The sequence below is a fragment of the Cryomorphaceae bacterium 1068 genome (assembly GCA_027214385.1).
Classification (GTDB): Bacteria; Bacteroidota; Bacteroidia; order Flavobacteriales_D; family Cryomorphaceae; genus JAKVAV01.
Genome location: JAPVXR010000018.1, coordinates 13465 through 35423 on the forward strand (window position 1 = coordinate 13465; position 21959 = coordinate 35423).

Annotated in this window: 13 protein-coding genes; 7 read left to right on the forward strand and 6 right to left on the reverse strand. The window is 43.8% G+C overall.

What is annotated here, in order from left to right; genetic code table 11:
- The first annotated feature begins 91 nt into the window (after positions 1-91).
- Positions 92-1189, forward strand: a complete 1098-nt coding sequence (locus O3Q51_16735) for an AI-2E family transporter (protein MCZ4410465.1) — start codon at positions 92-94, stop codon at positions 1187-1189.
- Here the strand turns inward: O3Q51_16735 and O3Q51_16740 are convergent.
- Positions 1173-3485, reverse strand: a complete 2313-nt coding sequence (locus O3Q51_16740) for a patatin-like phospholipase family protein (GenBank protein MCZ4410466.1) — start codon at positions 3483-3485, stop codon at positions 1173-1175. The two genes, O3Q51_16735 and O3Q51_16740, sit on opposite strands and share 17 nt — an antisense overlap.
- A gap of 150 nt (positions 3486-3635) precedes the next feature.
- Between O3Q51_16740 and O3Q51_16745 the strand changes: the two genes are divergently transcribed.
- On the forward strand, positions 3636-3926 hold the full coding sequence (locus O3Q51_16745) for a hypothetical protein (protein MCZ4410467.1): 291 nt from the start codon (positions 3636-3638) through the stop codon (positions 3924-3926).
- Positions 3927-3969: 43 nt separating this feature from the next.
- Here the strand turns inward: O3Q51_16745 and O3Q51_16750 are convergent, their stop codons facing one another.
- The 3 genes from O3Q51_16750 to ppsA all read right to left on the reverse strand — a co-directional run bounded on the left by O3Q51_16750 (position 3970) and on the right by ppsA (position 9853).
- Positions 3970-6282: a hypothetical protein gene (locus O3Q51_16750; protein MCZ4410468.1), complete on the reverse strand. Its 2313-nt coding sequence runs from the start codon at positions 6280-6282 to the stop codon at positions 3970-3972.
- Between the two features lie 116 nt (positions 6283-6398).
- The gene (locus O3Q51_16755; GenBank protein ID MCZ4410469.1) at positions 6399-7418 is read right to left on the reverse strand and encodes a hypothetical protein; all 1020 of its coding nucleotides are present in this window, start codon (positions 7416-7418) and stop codon (positions 6399-6401) included.
- Positions 7415-9853, reverse strand: coding sequence for a phosphoenolpyruvate synthase (gene ppsA, locus O3Q51_16760; GenBank protein ID MCZ4410470.1), 2439 nt, complete (start codon positions 9851-9853; stop codon positions 7415-7417). The genes O3Q51_16755 and ppsA overlap by 4 nt, the downstream gene beginning before the upstream one ends.
- 185 nt (positions 9854-10038) lie before the next feature.
- Between ppsA and O3Q51_16765 the strand changes: the two genes are divergently transcribed.
- From O3Q51_16765 to O3Q51_16780, 4 genes are all read left to right on the forward strand, one after another.
- Positions 10039-11853 carry a DUF1800 family protein gene (locus O3Q51_16765; GenBank protein MCZ4410471.1) on the forward strand — a complete coding sequence of 605 codons (1815 nt, stop codon included), beginning with the start codon at positions 10039-10041 and terminating at the stop codon, positions 11851-11853.
- A 3-nt stretch (positions 11854-11856) separates the two neighbouring features.
- Positions 11857-13275 (forward strand): DUF1501 domain-containing protein, encoded by a 1419-nt coding sequence (locus O3Q51_16770; GenBank protein MCZ4410472.1) that lies wholly within the window; start codon positions 11857-11859, stop codon positions 13273-13275.
- Between the two features lie 2 nt (positions 13276-13277).
- On the forward strand, positions 13278-14021 hold the full coding sequence (locus tag O3Q51_16775; protein MCZ4410473.1) for a T9SS type A sorting domain-containing protein: 744 nt from the start codon (positions 13278-13280) through the stop codon (positions 14019-14021).
- 261 nt (positions 14022-14282) lie between these two features.
- Complete coding sequence (locus O3Q51_16780) at positions 14283-15377, forward strand: hypothetical protein (GenBank protein ID MCZ4410474.1); 1095 nt, start codon at positions 14283-14285, stop codon at positions 15375-15377.
- Positions 15378-15383: 6 nt separating this feature from the next.
- On the opposite strand, the gene O3Q51_16785 is transcribed toward O3Q51_16780, so the two are convergent.
- Both O3Q51_16785 and O3Q51_16790 read right to left on the reverse strand, forming a co-directional pair.
- The gene (locus tag O3Q51_16785) at positions 15384-15839 is read right to left on the reverse strand and encodes a DUF2147 domain-containing protein (GenBank protein ID MCZ4410475.1); all 456 of its coding nucleotides are present in this window, start codon (positions 15837-15839) and stop codon (positions 15384-15386) included.
- Between the two features lie 9 nt (positions 15840-15848).
- Positions 15849-16271 carry a hypothetical protein gene (locus O3Q51_16790; protein MCZ4410476.1) on the reverse strand — a complete coding sequence of 141 codons (423 nt, stop codon included), beginning with the start codon at positions 16269-16271 and terminating at the stop codon, positions 15849-15851.
- Between the two features lie 372 nt (positions 16272-16643).
- Here O3Q51_16790 and O3Q51_16795 point away from each other — a divergent pair, with 372 nt between their 5' ends.
- On the forward strand, positions 16644-21926 hold the full coding sequence (locus tag O3Q51_16795) for a T9SS type A sorting domain-containing protein (GenBank protein ID MCZ4410477.1): 5283 nt from the start codon (positions 16644-16646) through the stop codon (positions 21924-21926).
- Positions 21927-21959 lie beyond the last annotated feature (33 nt).

Consider the following 21959-nt stretch of genomic DNA (forward strand, 5'->3'; position numbering starts at 1 on the left):
GCGATATTTTTATCTGCCTCCGAATTGAAAATAGCAGCAAGAGCTATATATTACCACTTGGAACTTTTCAATTAACCTTAAACGCAATACCATGCTCCAAAACGACCCAAAACTCAGCACTGCCCTCTCCTATTCGGTAGAGATTACTATTCGGCTGAGCTTGCTGGCATTAATGATCCTTTGGTGTTTTGACATTATCGCTCCTTTTTCATCCATCATCCTTTGGAGTATAATACTGTCCATGGCTTTTTCTCCCTTGTATAATAGAATTTCAAAACGTTTAAGAGGCAAGCGTAAAGCCGCTGCAGGGATATTGGTCGGGGGCTGTTTTGTACTTATTATCCTGCCTTCTTGGCTTATTTTCGACTCACTCTTCAAGGGGTTTCATAAAATCAAACCGTACTTGGAGTCAGAATCCTTTCAGCTTCCGTCTCCGTCAGAACAAATTAGAGAATGGCCACTAATCGGGCATGAACTCTTTGACTTGTGGACGGAAGCTCACACAAATTTGGAAGGGTTTATTATGGCTCATGAAGACGGACTACTAATCATTGCAAAATCCATCGGCAAAGGAGTTGCCAGCATTGGTGGAGGTCTTTTTGTGTTCTTAGTCTCTATATTGATTGCCGGAGTGATCTTAGCGACCATAGGATCTGAAGATTTCGGAAGAAAATTTTTCAAACGGCTTGTTGGGGTTCGTGGCGACGAATTTGCTGAATTGGTAGGTTCCACTGTACGTAGTGTAGTGAAAGGTGTAATCGGAGTTGCCATCATTCAAACCTTACTTATCGGTTTAGGAATGGTGATTGCCGGGGTTCCTTACGCAGGAGTTTGGACTCTGGTGACTTTGATATTTGCGATTCTTCAATTGCCCGTAATTATTATCATTCTGGGAGTTGTTCTTTGGATGTTCTCTTCCTTTGATACCCTTCCCGCTGTCTTATGGTCCCTCTATTTCTTAGCTTCAGGTCTTTCGGACAATGTGCTGAAGCCCCTCCTATTGGGTAAAGGCGCCAAAGTCCCAATGCTCGTGATCTTCTTCGGCGTAATCGGTGGTTTCATTGCTTCGGGATTTATCGGCCTCTTTACCGGAGCCATTGTGGTGTCCTTGGGGTATATCCTGTTTATGTCTTGGCTTAAAGCCGATGAGGCACCTGCCGATCCGGAGCCGGTTAATCCGAATAATTGAAACTGAAACCGTAAGAAAAGAAGTACCGGAAATTGGAATCGCTTGTATTACGGGAAACCCCGGCACTAAACGGGCCCAGGCGGGTGCGGAAACTCCCCGATAGGCCGTAGCCGAAGGTGGTGTTTTCTTCCAATAATTCCTTCATGGAGAAGTCGCCCGTATCGTCGAGTGGCACATACCGGTATGTAGAGATGACATTGGTACCTGCCCTCAGGAAGAGATTGCCGAAAAGTACGTGCTGGTATTCCAGTCCGAGCAGACCAAAATTATCGGGCTCTATTTCAGTGTAATTGTATCCGTAGGCGCGTGCATCATCAATGAGCACCCGTTGCTGTCCGCCCAAACGAAAAGAGTTGTATGATTTACCCTGATCCTCGGTAGATAAAATGGCCCCCAATCGGAAAGCGCTGATCAGCTGATTCTTCTTATTAAGCTGCACGAATTTGCGGTAATCCACAAAGAATGTCGTGTAAAAATCGGGCTCAATTGCATCAACGAAATCGACGAAAAACTCCTTGGGTACGATTGTACTCGGATCGCCCGGTACTAACTCCACGCCGTCAAAGCCTTCTTTGAAGCTAATGCCGTAATCATTGCTCAAGTATAATCGCGCATTGACCAGAAGCTCGGCTCCTCGAGTGGGGAAGTTGCGATCGTTGAGGCTATTCCTCAGGTAGGCACCCCGCAATCCCGCATTGGCAGAAGTAAGCTCTCCGATCTCGGCAGGAAGGGTTAGCCCCAAATCAGTTCGGTCCGTTCGTTTCGAGTAAAAACCTCCAAAGAGAAAGCTCTGCCGGAGGGATTGAGTGGTGAGAAAATTCAGCTGAACTTCTTGTTGAATGTTCGTGACTAGATCAGATACCTCGCCATTGGTATAAAGGGGAATTTCTCTAGAGATATAATCGTACCGCAAGTTGACGGCAAAGCTTTTTTCGGGTCCCGCGTACTTGTAATAGTCGAAGCGAAACTTGGGGTTGCTGGAAATATCGGCGATAAAGACCGAGCGAGACTCACGCAAGAGTAAGTCGCGCGCGGTAAAATTGAGCAAAAAGCCCGTTGAAAATGCATTATCGATGTGTAGCGACGCTGATAAGGAATTGGGCAACTTTTCGCGCATCCTGACCTTCATCTCCGCACCACCGTCGGGCAGTGTCTTAAGCGTGTAGCCCACATCGCGAAATCCATTGATACCGTATACCCTCCTGATGGCCTCCCTAACCTTATCGCGGTTGATGGTATCCCCCCTTTCAAGACCAAGTTTGTTTTTGATCAGCTTGTTACCAAACAGGGTATTTCCCTGAAATGTTAACTCTTTCAGCACATAAGACTCAGTGGTATCTCCCACGGAAAGTGGTTTTCGATTCATCCCGATCTCATTGGCCAAAGCTTTTAAAGTGTCGGCATAAATTCTCCCTGTGCGGTGACCGATTTCCATAATCTCATCAGCATTTCCAAAACTGGCCGTGGAATTGTCTTCCAAATCGGGATGGATGTAGATGTCGCAGAGATCGATCATGGAGGGCATCGCCCGTTCACTCTGCACCATAGCAAGATTCATCAAGATACCCACCATGCTGCCGGGTACGGGGGCGTCAGCGACGTAACTTACATCTACACCTACTACATAGTCGGCCCCAAGCGCGCGAATGATATCCACGGGAAAGTTGTTGACCACACCCCCGTCTACCACCAAAGTGCTGTCGAGGTCTACTGCCGTAAATGCGGTAGGCAGGGCCATACTCGCGCGGATGGCTGTTTGCAAAGGACCGCCCGCAAATACGACCGGATCTCCCGATCTTACATCGGTGGCCACGCAGCGGTAAACGATCGGAAACTCATCGAAATCGGCAAAGGGCGTAGATGTCCAGGTGTAATAGTGCAGCAGCTCGTTGAGAATATGTCCCTCGATCAAGCCCGTGGGCAATTTAAGCTCCAGCCCGTCCATGGGAAACTCGAGCAGGTAACGACCGTAGTATTCCTTCTCTTCGAATGAGATGTAATTAAGCGGAACGCTGTTGGCCAAAAGCTGATTCCAGTCAATGTCTAAAATGATTTGTTCGATCTCATCGGCACTGTACCCAAGCGCGTAGAGACCTCCCACCACCGAGCCCATGCTGGTACCTGCGATGTAATCAGGACGCAAACCCGCTTCTTCCATGGCTTTGAGCACGCCCACGTGTGCAATACCCTTGGCACCGCCGCCGCTTAATACCACGCCTAGTTTGGGTTTGGATTGTGCTAATACCAAAACAGGCAGGAGCAGGAAAAAAAGAATGATGCGGGCGCTTCTCTTCATATCGAGGAGACTAATCTATGAAATTCTCAGAGTTCTAAACCCGTTCGAGATCAGAAAGCAATGGCCCGAAACCCGCCGCTTTCATTCTGAATGAATTTCAAATAAAGTCAGAGAATGCACGTTCTTGATGCAATTCCAAAATAAACTACCATGAAGTTCATTAAAATTCTGACCGCCACTCTGTGCTTTGTAGCCTTCTCATTCGGGGCTATTGCCCAAGAGGAAACTCCGAGTGCACTACCGCCGGTTAAAGACCTGCCCAAAGAAGGCGAAGTCAAAAACTACTACGAATTTGACAAAGAGACCTCCTACAAGCTATACGATAGCGAAGGCACACTAATAAAGGAAGGCACTGAAAAAATGGTGGACGTTACCGAACTTCCCAAAGGCACCTACTTCTTTTCTTTCGATGAAAAACGGGTAGTTTACAAAAAAGACTAAGGCCTTCCCGTCATGCGGGGGCCAAAGTCGCAATCCTTTGGGATCAGCGTCTTCTTCCACCTCCGCCACTTGGCATCGTGCGAGTACCTGGCGTCGACCTGGTTGGAGCAGTGCGCTGCGTATTGCTTCTTTGATAGTTCTGTGTGCCTCGTTGTCGGTTTTGCGCAGCGCGATTTAGGTCTGCATTGCTGTTCGAACGATTGTAAGTATTGCTCGTAGAGGGCTGTCTGTTCGTATTTACGGGCCCTGTAGTGGGTTTGGTTTGCGTAGGTGTTTTCGTTGGAGTAGTAGCTTTATCTCTAGTAGAAGGCTGTCTGCTCGGATTATTCGCAGTTGATTTTGTTCGATCGGTCGTCTGTTTATTCCCCGCCTTGTTTGTCGCATTATTCTGTCTGTTCCCCGCAGCAGTTTTATCTCGTGAATTGCTTTTCTCTTGCCAATTACCTCCTTTATCCTTTTGATAAACATTTCCTTTTTTATCCGTGTAGAGGTCGTTCTTCCCTTTTGATATGCGAGAGCGATCAACGTTTCCACGGTCTTTGAGAGCAGTGTTTGTAACTCCGGTTCTTTGATTGCGATAGGCATTGTTCTGCCCTGCTCTATACCCGTTTACATATCCGTTTGCCATTCCTCGATTGTAACCTTGGCGGTAACCGTGATGGTAACCGTGACCATAACCCCCTCGATAGCCATAGCGATAGCCACATGGCCCCCAATAAGGGCGATAGTAGGGGTGATAGCCCCATCCAATCCAACCTCCTGTTGAAATCCCAACGCTAAATCCCCAACCCGTGTAAGGATTGTAATGAACATTGAATCCATAAGTCACAGGCCGCGGATAGTAAACACTCCCATACCAGTATGGGTAGTGATACCCTGTACCATACACTACCACACCATTGTACACATAAGCGTGGGTATACCCAGGTGTATAACCTACATACACCGTGGTGGGTGTAGAGTCGTAAACGTATACGTATTTGGTATTGTACACGGGAGAGTCTGCAGGTAAATCATCTACTTCCTTCGGACGCTCATCACTCACTGAGTAAGGCCCTTCGGGGTAGTCTGAAACGAACCAAATCCCGTTGTCCACAGCATAAAACTTCTGTCCTATTTTCAATATTTGCTTGTCGCTGTTCTCCGCGTAAGACACTTTGGTATCGGGTACTTGCTTGAATTTGGGCTGCCCGTCAAAATTGACTTCGATCTTTGTATCGGCGCGAGAAACTTCGGCGGTTTGGGGAATGCTTTGCTCAAGCAATGCATCACGAGATTCGTCCGTACCGGGCACGTTGGTTCTCACAGAAGCAAGATTGCTATCTGCAGGAATTTTGGAAAACTCATCAGGCAATGATTCAGGTTCGGAAAAGGTCCATGTATCGCCAGTGAGTTTATTGGCCTTGTACCACCTTCCCGCAAGCAGAATGTAATGCTGCTGCGCATTAATATCGAGGATGATATCGCTTTCGGTATTGGCTACATAAAGCAAGTTTGTACCATTCACAGGTTGGTAATCGGGCTCGCCGTCGGTTACAATGAGCTCCGAGGGCTTGGTTACCACTAGTATCTTTGGAACCACCGGTTCTTCTTGGGTTTTCTCTTCGGGCTCTTCTTGTTCTTCTTTTTCAGGAGCGTTGTCCTGGGCGAATTTCATCACATTGGAAGGAACCTTTTCCGTCGATGTCCAATCTGAGCTTGTGGCATTGGCAGAGGTATACCAATATTCTCCACCATTGATGTAGTACTGCTTTGACTTATTGTCTTGAACGATGAAGAAAGGACTATTGACCACGGCCTTCAAACCGTTCTGATCCATGTCTTTCCAGATGGGGTCGCCATCGATGGTGATTAATACGGTGGGTTCATTCTTGTAATAAATATCAGGCGGATTGTTGTTCAGATTATTTGACGAATTCACCTCCACTCCCGCATCGTCGAGGGATGCAATCAGCCTGTCCAGAGACATAACAATATCCATTGATTCAAGAAGTGATGCCAGTTTAGTCTTGACTGATTCTACTTGAAGGCTATCCTCTAACCCTGGAAACTTGATACTTAGGACATCTACTTGATCCAAGACCGCTACCCTCGTTTCCAAATCAGTTTGCAGGAATGCTCTGAACCAAAAGGCTCCGAATAAGGTTTCCTCGCCTTTCTTTTTGAAGCTGATCGCCGAGCGTCCTTCAAGAATATTGGCTTCGAAAGATTCGAGTTGCGGCTGATACAAAGTGACAAGACCTTGATCTACGTCTACCTCTCGCGGCCAAGAGAGTTCTGTAACGGTTTGAGCACTTGAAAATGTAAAAATGAAAAACAAGGCCAAAGAAATTGACCCTCTGAGTAACATTGTCATATGGTAAATATTGGGACTACAAAGATGAGGAATTCAAATTGAATGGGAGCTGATAAAAAAGAATGAAATATATAGAATAGAGGTTGGATAAATAGTGTATTTACAAACGAAATCAACTAAGCCAATTGATGTTCCAAATGCTTCACCAGAATATCAGCCATCGTAGTGAGTGACTCGAAAATTGGATCTTTATGGTGGTGTCCCAATTCTTTCCTCAACGTTTCTATATTTTCACGGGTAGAAATTTTGTCCTTTCTCATTCTGCTAATCAAACTTCGCATTCTTACGTGATTGGCCAGATACCTTTTTCGCATGGCATCACGCTCTTCCCTCCTGTATTGTTGAGCTACTTTATGTGACAACATTTCAGTAGCCAGATTCACCAACTCGATATTATCTTTAAAATATTGAGGCAGATAGATACTCTTCCGTCCTTCGTAACTCTGCTGGTCAAAATCGATTGCTCTTATTCTATATTGAACCGTATCAAAATCCTGCGTAATCTCCACCACGAAGTTATATGCACGCATATCTCCCAGCAACCTGGTGAAGCATCTTTCATTAAACTTCACAAATTCCTTCGCAAACCTCAGACGATTTTCAATTTTATTCCCGGAGTGCTTCTTAATAAACTCGTCGCAAGGGATACCAACAATGTGCTCTTCGATCAAGGTATTACCTCCTACCAAGAATGAGACTTTATCAGGAGAAAAGATCTCTTCCAGCTCCAGTCCATAAATTCTCGAAGCATCAGCCTTCTTTACATAATAATAGTCGTGATTATCATTAATCTCATTTACCACTTTGATTCGAAAAGGCTTAGAGTTTCCGAAGGAGCAATACTGAATGCTATCTACTCTCAAATGTCTCGTAGTATCACCGCTACCCAGAAGCAATTGATACCCATTCAAGAGGTCATTTCGAATGGCCGTATTCTCCTCGGGGCTGTACATTACCGAATACCAAAGTGTTTCTTTCCCATCGTTATCGAGGATAGGGAGAAGATCGTTGTATCGAGTTAGATCATCATATGTAAATGGTAAATCAGCTTGTCGTGAATACCTCTTCAAATGCTGACGAAGAGGTGTCCTAATAGGGAAAAAGGGTTTTTTATACTCTATTTTATTGAAGTTCATTGGCTTCTTTTCGATTCAATATGATGAATTGCGCCTAGCGTCTTGAGCACCGAATCGGGAGTAACCGAAATAGTGTCGATTCCCTCTTCCACCAAAAATTCTGCAAAGTCAGGAAAATCTGAAGGCCCTTGTCCACAAATACCCACTTTTACATTTTTCTTCTTGGCCGTTTCTATCAATTGACTGATCAATGATTTCACGGCAGGGTTTCTTTCATCATAAAGATGTGACACTAAAGCAGAGTCACGATCCAAACCCAAAGTGAGTTGAGTCAGGTCATTTGAGCCTATTGAAAAACCATCAATATGCTCGGAAAACTCATCAGCCAATAGAATATTGGAAGGTAGCTCAGCCATAAGGTATACTTTAAGTCCGTCTTGGCCTCTAGTTAGTCCAAACTCAGTCATAGTCGACAAGACTCGCTGCATCTCCTCAGGTGTCCGGCAAAAAGGAATCATCACGATCACATTCTTCAAATCCATTTCAGATCTTACGCGCCGTATTGCCTCACACTCCAAACCGAAAGCTTCTTTGTACTCTTTTGAATAATATCTTGAAGCCCCTCGCCAGCCGATCATCGGATTTTCTTCTTTGGGCTCAAAATACTTACCTCCCAGTAAGTTCATGTATTCATTCGACTTAAAGTCTGAAAAACGCACGATAACATCATTTGGATAAAACGCCGCCGCAATTCTTCCTATTCCATAAGATAACTTTTTAATGAAGAAATCGCGTTCACTATCAAATCCCGAGATGATCTGATCGATCTTTTGAGTGAGCTCAGCATCACCTACTTGAGCATGTCTTAACAATGCCATCGGGTGCACTTTAATATAATTATTTATAATAAATTCTTCCCTTGCAAGCCCAACACCACTATTGGGTATTCGGGAAAACTTAAAGGCCAAATCGGGTGAAGCCACATTCATCATTAGTGGAGTTTCTGTTTTGGGTAGCTCCTCCAATTTAGTCACCTTTTCTTCAAAAGGCAAAATTCCACGATAAACCATTCCAACTTCACCTTCAGAGCATGATACGGTTATAGGCTCACCCTCTTGAAGAACTTCAGAAGCATTGCCTGCTCCTACAATGGCCGGAATCCCCATTTCCCTGGCTACAATAGCTGCGTGACAGGTTCGCCCGCCTTTATCCGTAACTATAGCTGAAGCCTTCTTCATCAATGGTTCCCAGTCAGGATCGGTCATTTCGGTGACCAAGACTTCGCCTTCTCGGAAAGAAGATTCATCTCCACTACCATCGCGACCATCAAGGGTAAATAGCTTGTGGACCTTTCCCGCTCCTATTCGATCACCCACAGCAATTCCTTTGAGAATAAGGGCATCGAGATCGGGCTTTGATTCGAATTGATATTCAGTCAAAGTCTGACTCGAACTTTGAGAATGAATGGTCTCAGGTCTGGCTTGAACAATAAATAATTCTTTCGAGAGTCCGTCCAGTGCCCACTCCACATCCATTGGAGTCCACTCCCCTCTTTTCTCGGTGTAATAATCTTCAATTTCTACAACCCACCGGGCCAATTTCAAAATCTGTTCTTCATTTAAACAAAACTGCCCGGCTAGTTTGCGTTCTACAGGAACTCTTTTTACCAATTCTGTAAGTGACGTGCCGTAGACCATTTTATGGTGCTTCTGCCCCATCTTCTTCTCTATAATCGGATTTAGACCAGGAGCTTTGAGCTTTGGCTTGTAAACAATAAACTCATCGGGAGAAATTTCACCTTGTACGATCAACTCACCTAATCCATAGGCGCCATTGATAATGACGGCATCTTTAAAACCGCTTTCCGTGTCGAGAGAGAAAGCAACCCCTGATGCACCAAGATCAGAACGCACCATTTTTTGAACTCCCACCGATAGCAGCACTGATTGGTGGTCATAGCCGCGCTGAGTTCGATATGAAATTGCTCTATCATTATAAAGTGAAGCGAAGCAGCTTTTTACAGAATTCAATAGAGCTTGAGACCCCCGTACGTTTAAGAATGTTTCCTGCTGGCCTGCAAAGGAAGCGTCAGGAAGATCTTCAGCGGTGGCAGAAGAGCGAACGGCTACATCCGTAGCCTCGTTTCCGTATGACTTTGAAAGTTCTTTGTATCGTTGAATGATTTCCTCTCTCAAATTATCAGGAAAAGTCCCGTCCGCAACCATATTTCGGATCATTGAGCCTTTCTTACGCAGTGAAATGATATCAGACGTATCGAGACCTTCCAATTGAACCCTGATTTTTTCATTCAAATTATTGTGCTCAAGGTAGGCCTCAAAAGCATGAACAGTAACAACAAATCCGCCTGGGACCTGAATTTCACGTTTCGATAAATTCTTGATCATTTCACCGAGTGAAGCATTCTTTCCTCCCACGGTATTTAGCATTGATAAATCGACCTCGTGGAGGTCGAGTATCAGCGGTTTACTTGGCATTTTTAGACAGTTTTAGTGATTAATTTTCGTAGGTGCTTCTAAGGTATTGAGAATTTTCCGCTTGTGATATTTGATTACTCAAATTTTAGAGGAAACAGTCGAAAAAAGGATTAGATAAAACAAATTGAAACTCTCTGAAGGTATTTGTCGTAATCCCTGATTTGGAAAACGTTTTTGGAACCTGCATGAAAAAATCCCAACTACTGCGTTTTCTCCCCTGCGTAATTATCGTCACTTCTGCCTTTAGTCAAAAACCCGTCTACGAAGACTTCGTGGGAGCGGGCCACAGCTCTGGTATTAATATCTCAACGAGTAGCTCTTTATCAAAACCCGGTCGCGAACAAGCTGCTACAGGAGCTTCATCGCTCGATGGCTCAGGATTGGAAAGTCGCCAAATGGAGGCTGCCAGATTTCTAGCCCAAGCCGGCTTCGGAGGAAAGCCCCATGAAATTAAAAATCTCGCCACCCATCTCAACTTTGAGTCGTGGATTGATCGCCAATTTGCCGTAAAGCCCACATCAATGCTTTACGAAAACCGACGCGCCTACCAAACTGCAAAAGAGCTAAAAGCACTTACCGACGATGTGAGCAACTACAACAACTCATCGAGGCATTTCCACTATGCATGGTGGCAATCGGTTATGACAAACCCTGATCAGTTGAGACAAAGAGTGGCAGCGGCATTAAGCGAAATCATAGTACTCTCAACCAATGGGCCTGTCAACAATAATGGTGAGAACTACGCTTCATTCTATGATTTACTGCTAAGGCATGCTTTCGGAAACTACAAGGATCTTCTTTACGACGTAACCATGCACCCCGCTATGGGAGTCTACTTGACTTATTTACGGAATCCAAAAACGGATACCACTTCAAACACCTTTCCTGACGAAAACTATGCCCGTGAGGTAATGCAACTATTCAGCATAGGCCTTTATGAGCTTAACCAAGACGGTAGCATTAAGCTAGATGAAAATGGAAATTCCATACCAACTTATGACAATGATGATATTATAGAATTATCAAAAGTGTTTACAGGATTAGCAGCGGGAGCACTAAATAAAAATGCAATAGAAAACGATCGAGTGCTCCGGTTCTCCACCAACCAAAACGACATGGACTACACCGTCCCCATGTTGATGTACGAAGATGAACACGAAGAGGGCGAGAAGTATTTGCTAAACGGATATGTCATTCCCTCAGGACTTTCAGGAACTGAAGATATCGAAATGGCATTGACTCATTTGGTTAATCATCCAAATACGGGACCATTTATTTGCAGAAAACTAATTCAGAACTTGGTTAAATCGAACCCCAGCCCAGCCTATATTGCTGATGTTTCCGCTGCGTTTAATGACAACGGAGAGGGCATAAGAGGAGATATGAAGGCTGTGATCAAAGCCATTCTTCTTCACGAAGAGGCGCGTGATTGCTTGTGGCAAAATGAATCGACCAATGGTAAACTGTTAGCACCCTCGCTCAGGTATACAGCATTCGCAAGAGCGATGCAACTTGATGCCGGAAACAATCTTTACTATTCAGAAGGCAGAGGTTTTTTTGAAGATACATTTCATAGGGTTTTGTCCTCGCCGTCAGTTTTCAACTTTTACTCTCCTGATCATATTCCCAATGGACCATTGAATGAAATGGAACTAGTTGCACCCGAATTCGAAATCTTCAATTCAGTAACGAGTATCGGATACCTGAATCAGGTGAATAAATGGACTGACCGCGCAGACGTTTTCACTGCACCCGAGCTGACCGGAGATGTGGAAGTCAATCGCGAATATTATTATGAAATGGCGCAAGACCCACAAGTCCTAATTAACCACTTGGACCTCCTTTTGACTAAAGGACGCCTCAGTGAAACGACACGAAACATTATTATAGAAGCATTAGAGGGGCTGCCCGAAAACAATCAAGAAAACATGCTAAGGGATCGCTGGGAAATAGCCACGTACTTGGTCATGATCAGCCCTGAATTCAACATTTTAAAGTAAGCTATGGCACCGAAGAAGAGAATAATCGATAGACGGAAGTTCTTGAGTGATGCAGGCTGTGCTGCTTTGGGAACGACAACCTTGTTTTCAACCTTGGTCAATATGAAAGCCATTGCAGTTGCGGCATTGGACAAGAATCCAATACCCAAATCAGGCGGGGACTATAAAGCCCTTGTTTGCATTTTGTTGGCGGGAGGAATGGACTCCCACAATGTTCTTATCCCAAGAGGAGATAACGAGCATGCTGAGTACTTGACTACGCGTTTTAATCTGGCATTACCAAAGAGTCAAATTCTTCCTTTAAATCACGGTGGGCAAGGTGGAAGACTATATGGAGTACACCCGAATATGCCGGAGGTACAACAGCTATTCAATTCGGGTAAAGCGGCATTTGTGGCAAACGTAGGGACGCTAATTGAGCCCACAACAAAAGAACAATATCAAGGTACGGGTCATCCATTGCCGATAGGACTCTTCTCGCATTCAGATCAAATTATGCATTGGCAGACGGGTAGACCGGGCGAAAGAGCCAACCACGGCTGGGGAGGAAGAATGGCTGATTTGATTCAAAGTATGAACTCCAATCAGAACTTGTCTATGAATTTCTCGCTAAGTGGAAGAAACCAATTTCAAAGTGGACAGCAAACAGTTGACTTCTCCATCAATACCAACGGAAGTGTCGGGATTGACGGTTTCAACAATGACAACACCTATCACACCTTAAGAAATGCTGCCATTAACAACATGCTTGAAGCGGAATACCAAGACGTTTTTGAGCAAACGTATGTGAATACAGTAAAATCTTCGGCTGAGGGCAGCACACAGTTCCAGGAAGCGATCAATAATCTACCCGAATTCAACACAACTTTTTCAGAAACCCGACTATCTGATCAGTTGAAAATGGTAGCAAAAGTTATCGCTTCCCGCGAAGAGCTAGGATTTTCAAGACAAACATTCTTCATCAAGTTGGGTGGATGGGATCACCACGATGGAGTATTAGAGAAGCAAGCAGAACAGTTACCCGTTCTCAGTGCAGCTCTCGGAGAATTCAATTCTGTTCTCGAAGAGCTCGGTGTCGATTCGAATGTCACCACTTTCACCGTCTCTGACTTTGGCCGGACGCTAACCAGTAATGGAAATGGATCTGATCACGCTTGGGGAGGAAATGCGCTTGTAATGGGTGGTGGATTGAACGGTGGTGAGATTTATGGAAACTACCCATCATTAGAATTGGACAGTGACCTGATGTTGCGGAGAGGACGACTGATTCCGACTGTGTCGGCGGCAGAGTATATTGCTGAATTGGCACTTTGGTTTGGGGTATCACCAACTGACATCAACGACATTCTCCCAGATCTCCCCAATTTCTTCGACACCACATCAGGTGGCTATCCCCTCGGATTTATGAACCCAACATCATAGGTATGAAAAAGAGTCTATTCGTTTTAGCTTTCGTTCTCCCTCTCATCGGTATATCGCAATGCTACCCTGATCGACACAATACTTCGTGGAACGAGGCTTGGATATCTTGTGAAAAAAGAGAAAGTCCAAATTCTCAAAGAGGCAATGGACATTGGATTCTCTATGACTTCAGTCATACATATCGCCTTGGAAATGCGAAATTTTGGAATTTAAATGCTCCCGAATATTTGGAATCCGGGTTCAAGGGTTTCTATATTGACTACAGTCTGGACGGGATGAACTGGAAAAACCTTGGGCAATTTACGCTTGCTCAAGCTATTGGAGAAAGCCTATATGAAGGGGAAGATATCACCAGCTTTGGCGGAGATACAGCTCGTTTCGTTCTATTCACAGCTATCGACACTTATGGTGGTGCCTGTGCGGGAATTTCTGAGGTTAAGATTGATGTTATGGAAGTCGTTGACCGACTTCAGATTTATGAAGAAGAAGAGTGTTTTGAAGTATCCATTTACCCGAATCCTCATAGCTCTGATTTCACATTGTCGCTCAAAACTCTATGCAAGGGTACCGTAGACTACGGCCTTTATGACCACACGGGAAAACTAATGAGAAAAGAAAGTTTCTCAAGCGATGAAGTGTTGAAAATAAGACGCATCGACACCGGTGATTTACCAGTAGGGCTTTATCATTTGGTACTGACTCAAAATAAAGCTGTTGCCCGTTATCCCGTTATGAAGATTCAATAAGCAAAAGACGAACATTAGTTGGCCATTAAAAAGGAAGGCCCTGTCCGAAGACAGGGCCTAAAGGTGCACATTGCTATGAATATCAGCTGAGAGCTGAATAGCGGCTAACCAAAACCTCGCACCTTATGTCAAAGATAAGATATTTTATTCTTTAGATTGAAATACAGGAACAATAAAATTCATCCTTTGATGAAGTCTTCTTCTTATTGATCTTTTTCTATGTTGATGTAAATTCGTGATGTTTTATTTACAGACAGCAACATGAAAAAGTTTCAATTTCTTGTAATTTTAATTTTGATTAGTGTAGCCGTGCACGCACAAGAGGATAGCACCTTTGTAGAGGAAGAATTTGATTTCTCTGATTTTGAACTTGCTACAGAACCAGCGAAAGCTTTTTGCAATAACAAGGTTTTAGGACAATCACCTACAACGCTAATCGGGGGGTTTTATGACTACATGCCCGAACATTCACTTATCGCGGGGTCGCCTGTAAATTCGGAAAACGTAGATCTATCAAATCAAGGAACAATAAATTCTTCTCAGCGACTGGCTTTGACGAGCAATTTGCCCATCGTGTCGAGAAACAACATATTAGTCAATTTCAACCTCGTTTTTCAACGTCAGTTCTATGACATCAGCGGATCAAACGGACATCCCCTTCTGGAAACACTCAACGAGAACGGACTGACACGAATGGGAGCACTTTTTACTGTCTTTAAACCTCTAAATGACAAAAACTTCTTTCTTGGTCAGATTGGTTTTGAAATAAACGGAGACTACGCGTTAAACGATATTCAGACGAGTAATGCCTTTCGATTTCCAGTTGCTTTGCTCTACGGGTGGAAACCGAGTGACAGGTTGATGTACGCTTTCGGAATGTCGCGTACTTATTTAGGCGGAGCTTTGAACTATGTACCGATTGTATACTACTATCACACCTTTAAAAATCAAAAATGGGGAATCGAGGCTGTCCTTCCATCAAGAGGTTCTTTGCGCTACAGGTTTGACTCAAAGAGTCTGATAAAAGCAGGTTTCACGGTGATTGGTGCTACCTATGCTTTAAACGATTGGTCAGAAAATGCCGAAGCCTACTCTCCCGAAGTGAATGAACTTTTTGCAGCAGAGGCGGTAGAATTGAGACGTTCAGAGATTAGAACAGGCCTTACCTATCAAAGGCAATTATTCGGTTTCTTCTGGTTTAGCGCAGAAGCGGGCTACAGGATCAATTACAGTTTTGAATTGGATCAAGACGGAGACTTCTTACGATTCTTTGGCAACGATGAGCCCTACTTCATCGAAAATGAATTGGACAACGCTATGTACTTCACGGTTGGAATTACCTATACCAGCCCTTAAAAAAAATCACTTCTTCTTAACCAGGCGAGTCCAAACATCGGTCCGACCAAATACTGCCGTACCTACAAATCCGCGCACTTCGATTTGATCATCTGCAGTCAAAACAATTTTGCAATTGTAAGTTGTCCCATTCTTAGGATCGTAAATTGTTCCGCCTTCCCAAAGGGCCTCTTCCTCGTTGTAGACCAAATCCTTCATCATACGGTATCCTTTCAGCGGTGTTGATCGCAAAGACTCGTCAGGATTGTTGATATCGACTCGTGGGTTTCCGTCTTCATCATTGGGTTCTTTCAGCCAAACAACCCGTCCATAAAACTTATTCCCGATTTTATCAATCTTAATATAGCTCCTTCCATCACTCGGCTGCCAAACTCCAATTAGTTTATCTTCCTCTCCTTCATTTGCATAACTCATTGAAAAAAGAGCCAACGCTAAAACACCAAGTATCAGTTTCAATTTCATATCAGTTTTTTAATTTGCGGTAGGTACGTAATCAACATTTAGACTTACGGCGGCCGAGATATTCATCTCGTCCATATGTTCTTCGGTTATATTTAAATCAAGAACCCAAGTGGTGCCTTCGTCTTTCAAGTAATTGAGAATAGCAGGTTCCTCGGCTAGAGAGAGAGTCATTTTATTCCCTTCAGGCAATGGACTCAAAGTACCGATAGTAATCAACTCATTATTGTCGCTTACAATCTGCAGAAGCAAACTCTCAGTAATGGCTCTGGTAGGATCGTCAAGAGTCAAAATTGCCGATGACACGAGTGCGCTTTCCAAAGCCTCGCTATTTATATTCAATTCACTTGTAATCACTTCCAATTGTGATTCTCCTGAAAATTGCAAGGTATTGGCTCCTTCAAAAAGCATATCACCACTCAAGGCGAGATCCATCTCTACAGTTTTACGCTCAGTTGAAGGAGCGCAGGAAGCTAATTGTAAAGCAAATAAAAGGATGACGATTCTGATGAGATTAAAAGTCTTCATAATTGAAGTAAATATCATTAAGATTCAGAGCAATGGAAAAAAAGCTTTCCCATTTTCGCGCCAAACTAATTCAAATGATCAAAAAAATGAAACACCTCGATATAGTTTCTTCTCTTTTTGATTAATCATTGCTTCAGTAATAACTGCTGAAACCTCCGGTGGTTCATAAACCCGATTACAAAGGATAGCCCAAAGCAATAACAGGCATAATTGCACCCCGACAAACGTAACAATCAAGGCTGATTCCGAGTATATGAACCGAATATATTCACTTGAAATATGAGGCTCCCCTTCCTTATTCGCAAGTCGACTTTTAAAGCAAAAGTCGCTAAGCTATGCTGCTTAATTTGCACAGCTATTTTGGTATCGACCTTAAATATTGACACTTACGCACAGTGTTACATTTCTATTCAACCATCAAACACTGAGGTCTCTTGCCTGGAAGCGGTAACACCAATCGTTTGGACTGATCTGGTCAATGTAACTTCAAATGGATCGACACTTTCGAAAATAAACGGTGGCAATAATTGGAATGGGGGTGCCGCTTCAGCAACATCTATTGGTTATGGTGGCTCAGTCATTTTGATCGTAGAATCAACCGGTTTCCGTAGGATGTTCGGTCTCGCCATCTTCAATACCGGGGCCGACCAAAATTCAATAAGACATACCTTCCACCTTGAAAACAATGGGACTTTGCGCATTCGCGAATTCTCCTCAAATCGCGGCACTTTCGGAACTTACAACGTAGGAGACACACTGAGGATTGAACATACATCTGAAGGCGCTCATTACTACCGCAATGATCAATTGCTATACGTCAGTTCACTCACCCCTATTCCGAGTTTAATTGTCGACGTTTCATTACGCGACAATAACGCTACTCTCGGGCCGATCTTTCTGATAAACCCAACTGACGGAAGATTTACCTTTGAGTTAGAAGGTGAAGGAACAGGATCATCATATCAGTGGTTTCGGAACGGTACTACTGTCGGCACGAGTAACGCAGAACTAAACCTCGCTATACCAGAGCCTGGAGATACCATAGCTTGCCTACTGATGCCTGGTTCGGCAAGCTGTTTCGGATCGGATACATTGTCAAATTATACCATTCTACGAGATAAGAGAGCTCCCGATTATAGCGACTTTTACATTACGTCCACTCCCACGGCTGCCGGCTGTCTCACTTTTCTTGAAGAAGTGATCTGGGACAAGAGTGAAAATGACAATCTTGAAATCACCGAAAATGATCTGAAAAAAGTTCAATTCAACGGAAATTGGAACGGTGGCATAGCGTCGTTAAACACAGTTCACAATAATGGTTATTTCGAGTTTGTAGCCTCAGAAACGAACCGACGTCGTATGGCGGGTATTTCTGACTCTAACATAAACAGTAATTATAACACAATCGATTACGCTTTTTACCTTGACCTTGACGGCAATCTTAGGATTTACGAAAATGGAAGCAACCGCGGAAGCTTTGGCACATATAGTACAGGAGACACCTTGCGTATCGCCATAGAAAATGAGACCGTTCACTACTACCAAAACGGAATGCTCCTTCGAATAGCCCCAAGTCCGGCAACTACTTCTCATCTAGTAGACGTTTCGATAAGGGACATAAATGGAACCATTCAAGGGGGAGTCATTGCTAATCTGGGAGGCGGAAGCTTTTCAGCTTTTGCAGGCAGCCCGGGCAGCTCTCCAACCTACCAATGGTTTTTGAATTCGAATCCCGTTGGAACGAATTCTCCTAATTATGTCAATACCACCTTCCAAGATGGAGACTTGGTGACTTGCCAGCTTACACCTGATGCGCAAGGTTGTCAATCGAACAGCTATGTTTCTACGGAAGTAGAGGCCACAACAGTAGATCAACCTTTGGCTTCAAACTTTTATATTTCAGGAAGCACTATTCCCTCTGCTTGCCAGCAAATAACAGAGGAAGTGGTCTGGGACAGAAATGAATTACTCAATGTTGAAGCGACAGGAAACAGTCTGAGCAAAGTCCAAAACAATGGATCGTGGAATGGAGGTGCAGCGTCTTTAAATAGAATTGGCGACAATGGTTATTTTGAATTCGTAGCCTCTGAAACGAACAAGCGCAGGATGGCAGGTCTTTCTGACTCCAATATCAACAGCAATTTCAATACGATTGATTTTGCATTTTACCTGGATCAAAACACTTCTTTGCGGATTTATGAAAATGGTTCCAATCGAGGAACATTTGGCAATTACAGCACAGGTGACACTTTGAAAATTGCAGTTATCAACCAAACAATTCACTACTACAAAAACAGCACTTTGCTCAGGATTGCGCCGGCCACTCCAACCCTCCCCTTACTTGCTGATATTTCTATTAGGGATATTAACGGAACGATTACCGATGCAACAGTAACCAACAACAATGCAGGAGCATTTGAAGCCTTTGTTGAAAATGCAGGGCCAAGCCCTTCTTATCAATGGTTACTAAATGGTAATCCCGTAGGATCAGATTCACCCATTTACACTAACACGTCAATTGAGACGGGCGATGTAGTAACCTGCGAGCTAAATCCTGATATAGCCGGGTGTACTTCCGTTATCTACCAGTCAAATTCCATCACATGCGAATTAATTGAAAATCAGTTGGCAATAAACTTTTACATTTCAAATGCCCCCACCTCATCGGCCTGCCGACAAGTATTGGAGGAAGTTGTTTGGAATAACGATGAACTGGTAAACTTAGTCGCAAACGGAAACAACTTGATGAAAATACAAGGAGGTAACAGTTGGACAGGTGGTGCCGCATCTTCAAATACGGTCAACGCTGACGGATACTTCGAATTTGTAGCAACTGAGACGAATTCTCGGAGAATGGCGGGGCTATCAGATTCCAATGTCAACAGCAATTTCAACACAATCGATTTTGCCTTTTATCTGCAGTCCAATTCCAATTTGGGTATCTATGAAAATGGAAGCAATCGAGGCAATTTCGGCACCTACTCTACCGGCGATACTCTGAGAATTGCCGTGAAAAACGGTAGCATTCACTACTATCGAAATCAGGAACTGCTGCGCATTGCAACTGCTACACCGTCACTCCCCTTACTGGTAGATGTTTCCATGAGAGATGTCAATGGTACAATTTCAAAAGCTGCCATCGCCAATTTTAGTGGTGGTGACTTTACCGCTCATATAGAAAATGCGGGTGCGAGTCCAACTTACCAATGGTATCTCAATGACAATCCGGTTGGAGGCAATTCCAATACATATAGCAACCCGAATATTGAAGAAGGGGATGAAATCACTTGTGAAGTTACACCTGACCTGGGTGGATGTACAGAAACGATTTATACTTCAAATGTGCTAACCGTCTTGGAAGAAGCGCAGGTGCAGCCCGTTGATCAATTTATCGCAACAACGCAAACCACAGTAGGATATGCATACGCAGAGGAAGACATTGTTTGGGATACAGAATCTCTGGAAAATGTAGAAGCCAATGGAAACTCTCTCGTAAAAGTGCAATCAAACAACAACTGGAATGGAGGCGCAGCGTCCAAAAACACCGTTTATCAAGGCGGCTACTTTGAATTCACCACAGCCGAAAATGACGAACGAAAGATGGTGGGCATTAGTACTTCAAACACTTCGAGCAATCAGAGCAGCATCGACTACGCATTTTACCTGGAAGGAAATGGAAATATCAGAATATTTGAATCGGGTGCACAAAGGGGCTTCTTTGGGACCTACAGCGCGGGTGATTTATTCAGAATCAGTTTAGAAAATTCAACAATCCGGTATTTCCGAAATGGTGCGTTGCTCAGGGAAGTAGCAACAATGGCCAACAGTTTACTCGCCGATGTGAGTATTCGTGACATAGACGGAACGGTGACTGATGCGATTATTGGAAATTTAACTAATGGAGATTTTATCGCAAGTATAGCCGATGCCGGGGCTTCTCCAGACATACAATGGCAATTGAATGGATCAAATGTAGGTTCGGGAAATACTTCATATTCCAATACAAACTTAGTGGATGGAAATATTATTACCTGTTCTACTACTCCTGATTTTTCAGGATGTACCAACGCAGCATTCACGTCAAACCAAATCAGAATAATCGGGCCAACTGCCCTTACGACATGGACCGGAGCCGTCAATTCGAATTGGAGTATTGAAGGAAATTGGACGATGGGAACTCCTAATCAGTTTATTTCGGCCTCCATACCCGGAGCACCTTCAAATCAGCCCGAACTTACAGAGGTATCGGAAGTAAACGATATAGAAGTTCAGGCCGGAGCCAGTTTAAGTTTGGATGACAATAGCCTGCTGGTTTCGGGAGATTTCGACTTGAACGGAACTTTCAGTGCAGAGACCGGTACGGTCGTTTTCAGAGGACTCGGCGAAACAGAAGTTTCAGGATCAGAGGTCACTTTCAATCGCCTGGTGATGAACAAGACAAATCTCGGAGAAGGCATCACCTTGAATACACCCATTCGTATTCAGGATGAAACCGTATTCATCAGAGGAAACATCAGAGCTACTACAAATGATATCATTTACGAAAATGATGCTGATTCAAGAACCGGTTTAAACATCAGTCATGTCGAAGGGTTTGTGAGAAAAATAGGAAATGATTCTTTCACCTTTCCTGTGGGATCAAATGGCATTTATGCCCCTATTTCAATCTCCTCACCAGATAATATCACCGACGAATTTGTGGCTTCTTACTACGATACCTCAGCAGATGAAGCAGGATATAACACCTCAGATCGCGACCCTTCGCTTGTTACTTTAAGTCAATGCGAATACTGGATTCTAGATCGCGAAGCAGGTAATTCATCTGTTGCTGTTTCACTGGCATACGAGTATGAAAGAAGCTGCGGAACCTCAGAACCGGCCGACCTCCGCATCGCGAGATGGAGTGGCTCATTGTGGCAAAACCACGGTTATAGTGGCCATCAAGGGGATTCTCTTTCAGGCTCTGTTCGTTCAGGAGAAGAAATAACTGAGTTTAGCCCTTTCACATTCGGTTCAGGTTCTTTCAATAATCCATTACCGATCGAACTGATTTTCTTTGATGCGTATCCTTCAGATAAAGCGGTAAAAATTGATTGGACTACCGCCACTGAATTAAACAATGACTTCTTCACCATAGAACGAAGTGCAGATGCTGTACATTTTGAAAGAGTGGGTTTTGTAAATGGAAACGGTAACTCCACTGTAGAAATCTCATACTCATTCATAGATGATGATCCTCTAAGCGGGACATCATACTACCGATTGAAACAAACGGATTTCGACGGCCAATTCGAAATTTACCCGATGGTTCCTGTTACAATTCAAGAGCCAATAGACCTTTTAGTATTTCCTAATCCGGCACTAGAAAAAGTGACCATTCAAGCTGTCGGGAGAGGCGAAAAATTGATTCGACTAATCAATTTCTCAGGTGTTGAAATCACAGCTAAGAGAACATCTGATCAAACCGTCGAATTTGATGTTTCTGACTTAGCTGGTGGACTGTACATCGTAGAGGTGAGCAATGGGTCAACTGTCCGGTTCAAAAAACTGATCATTCAATAGAACTGAACTAGCTAGCATATTCTGTACTTTTGA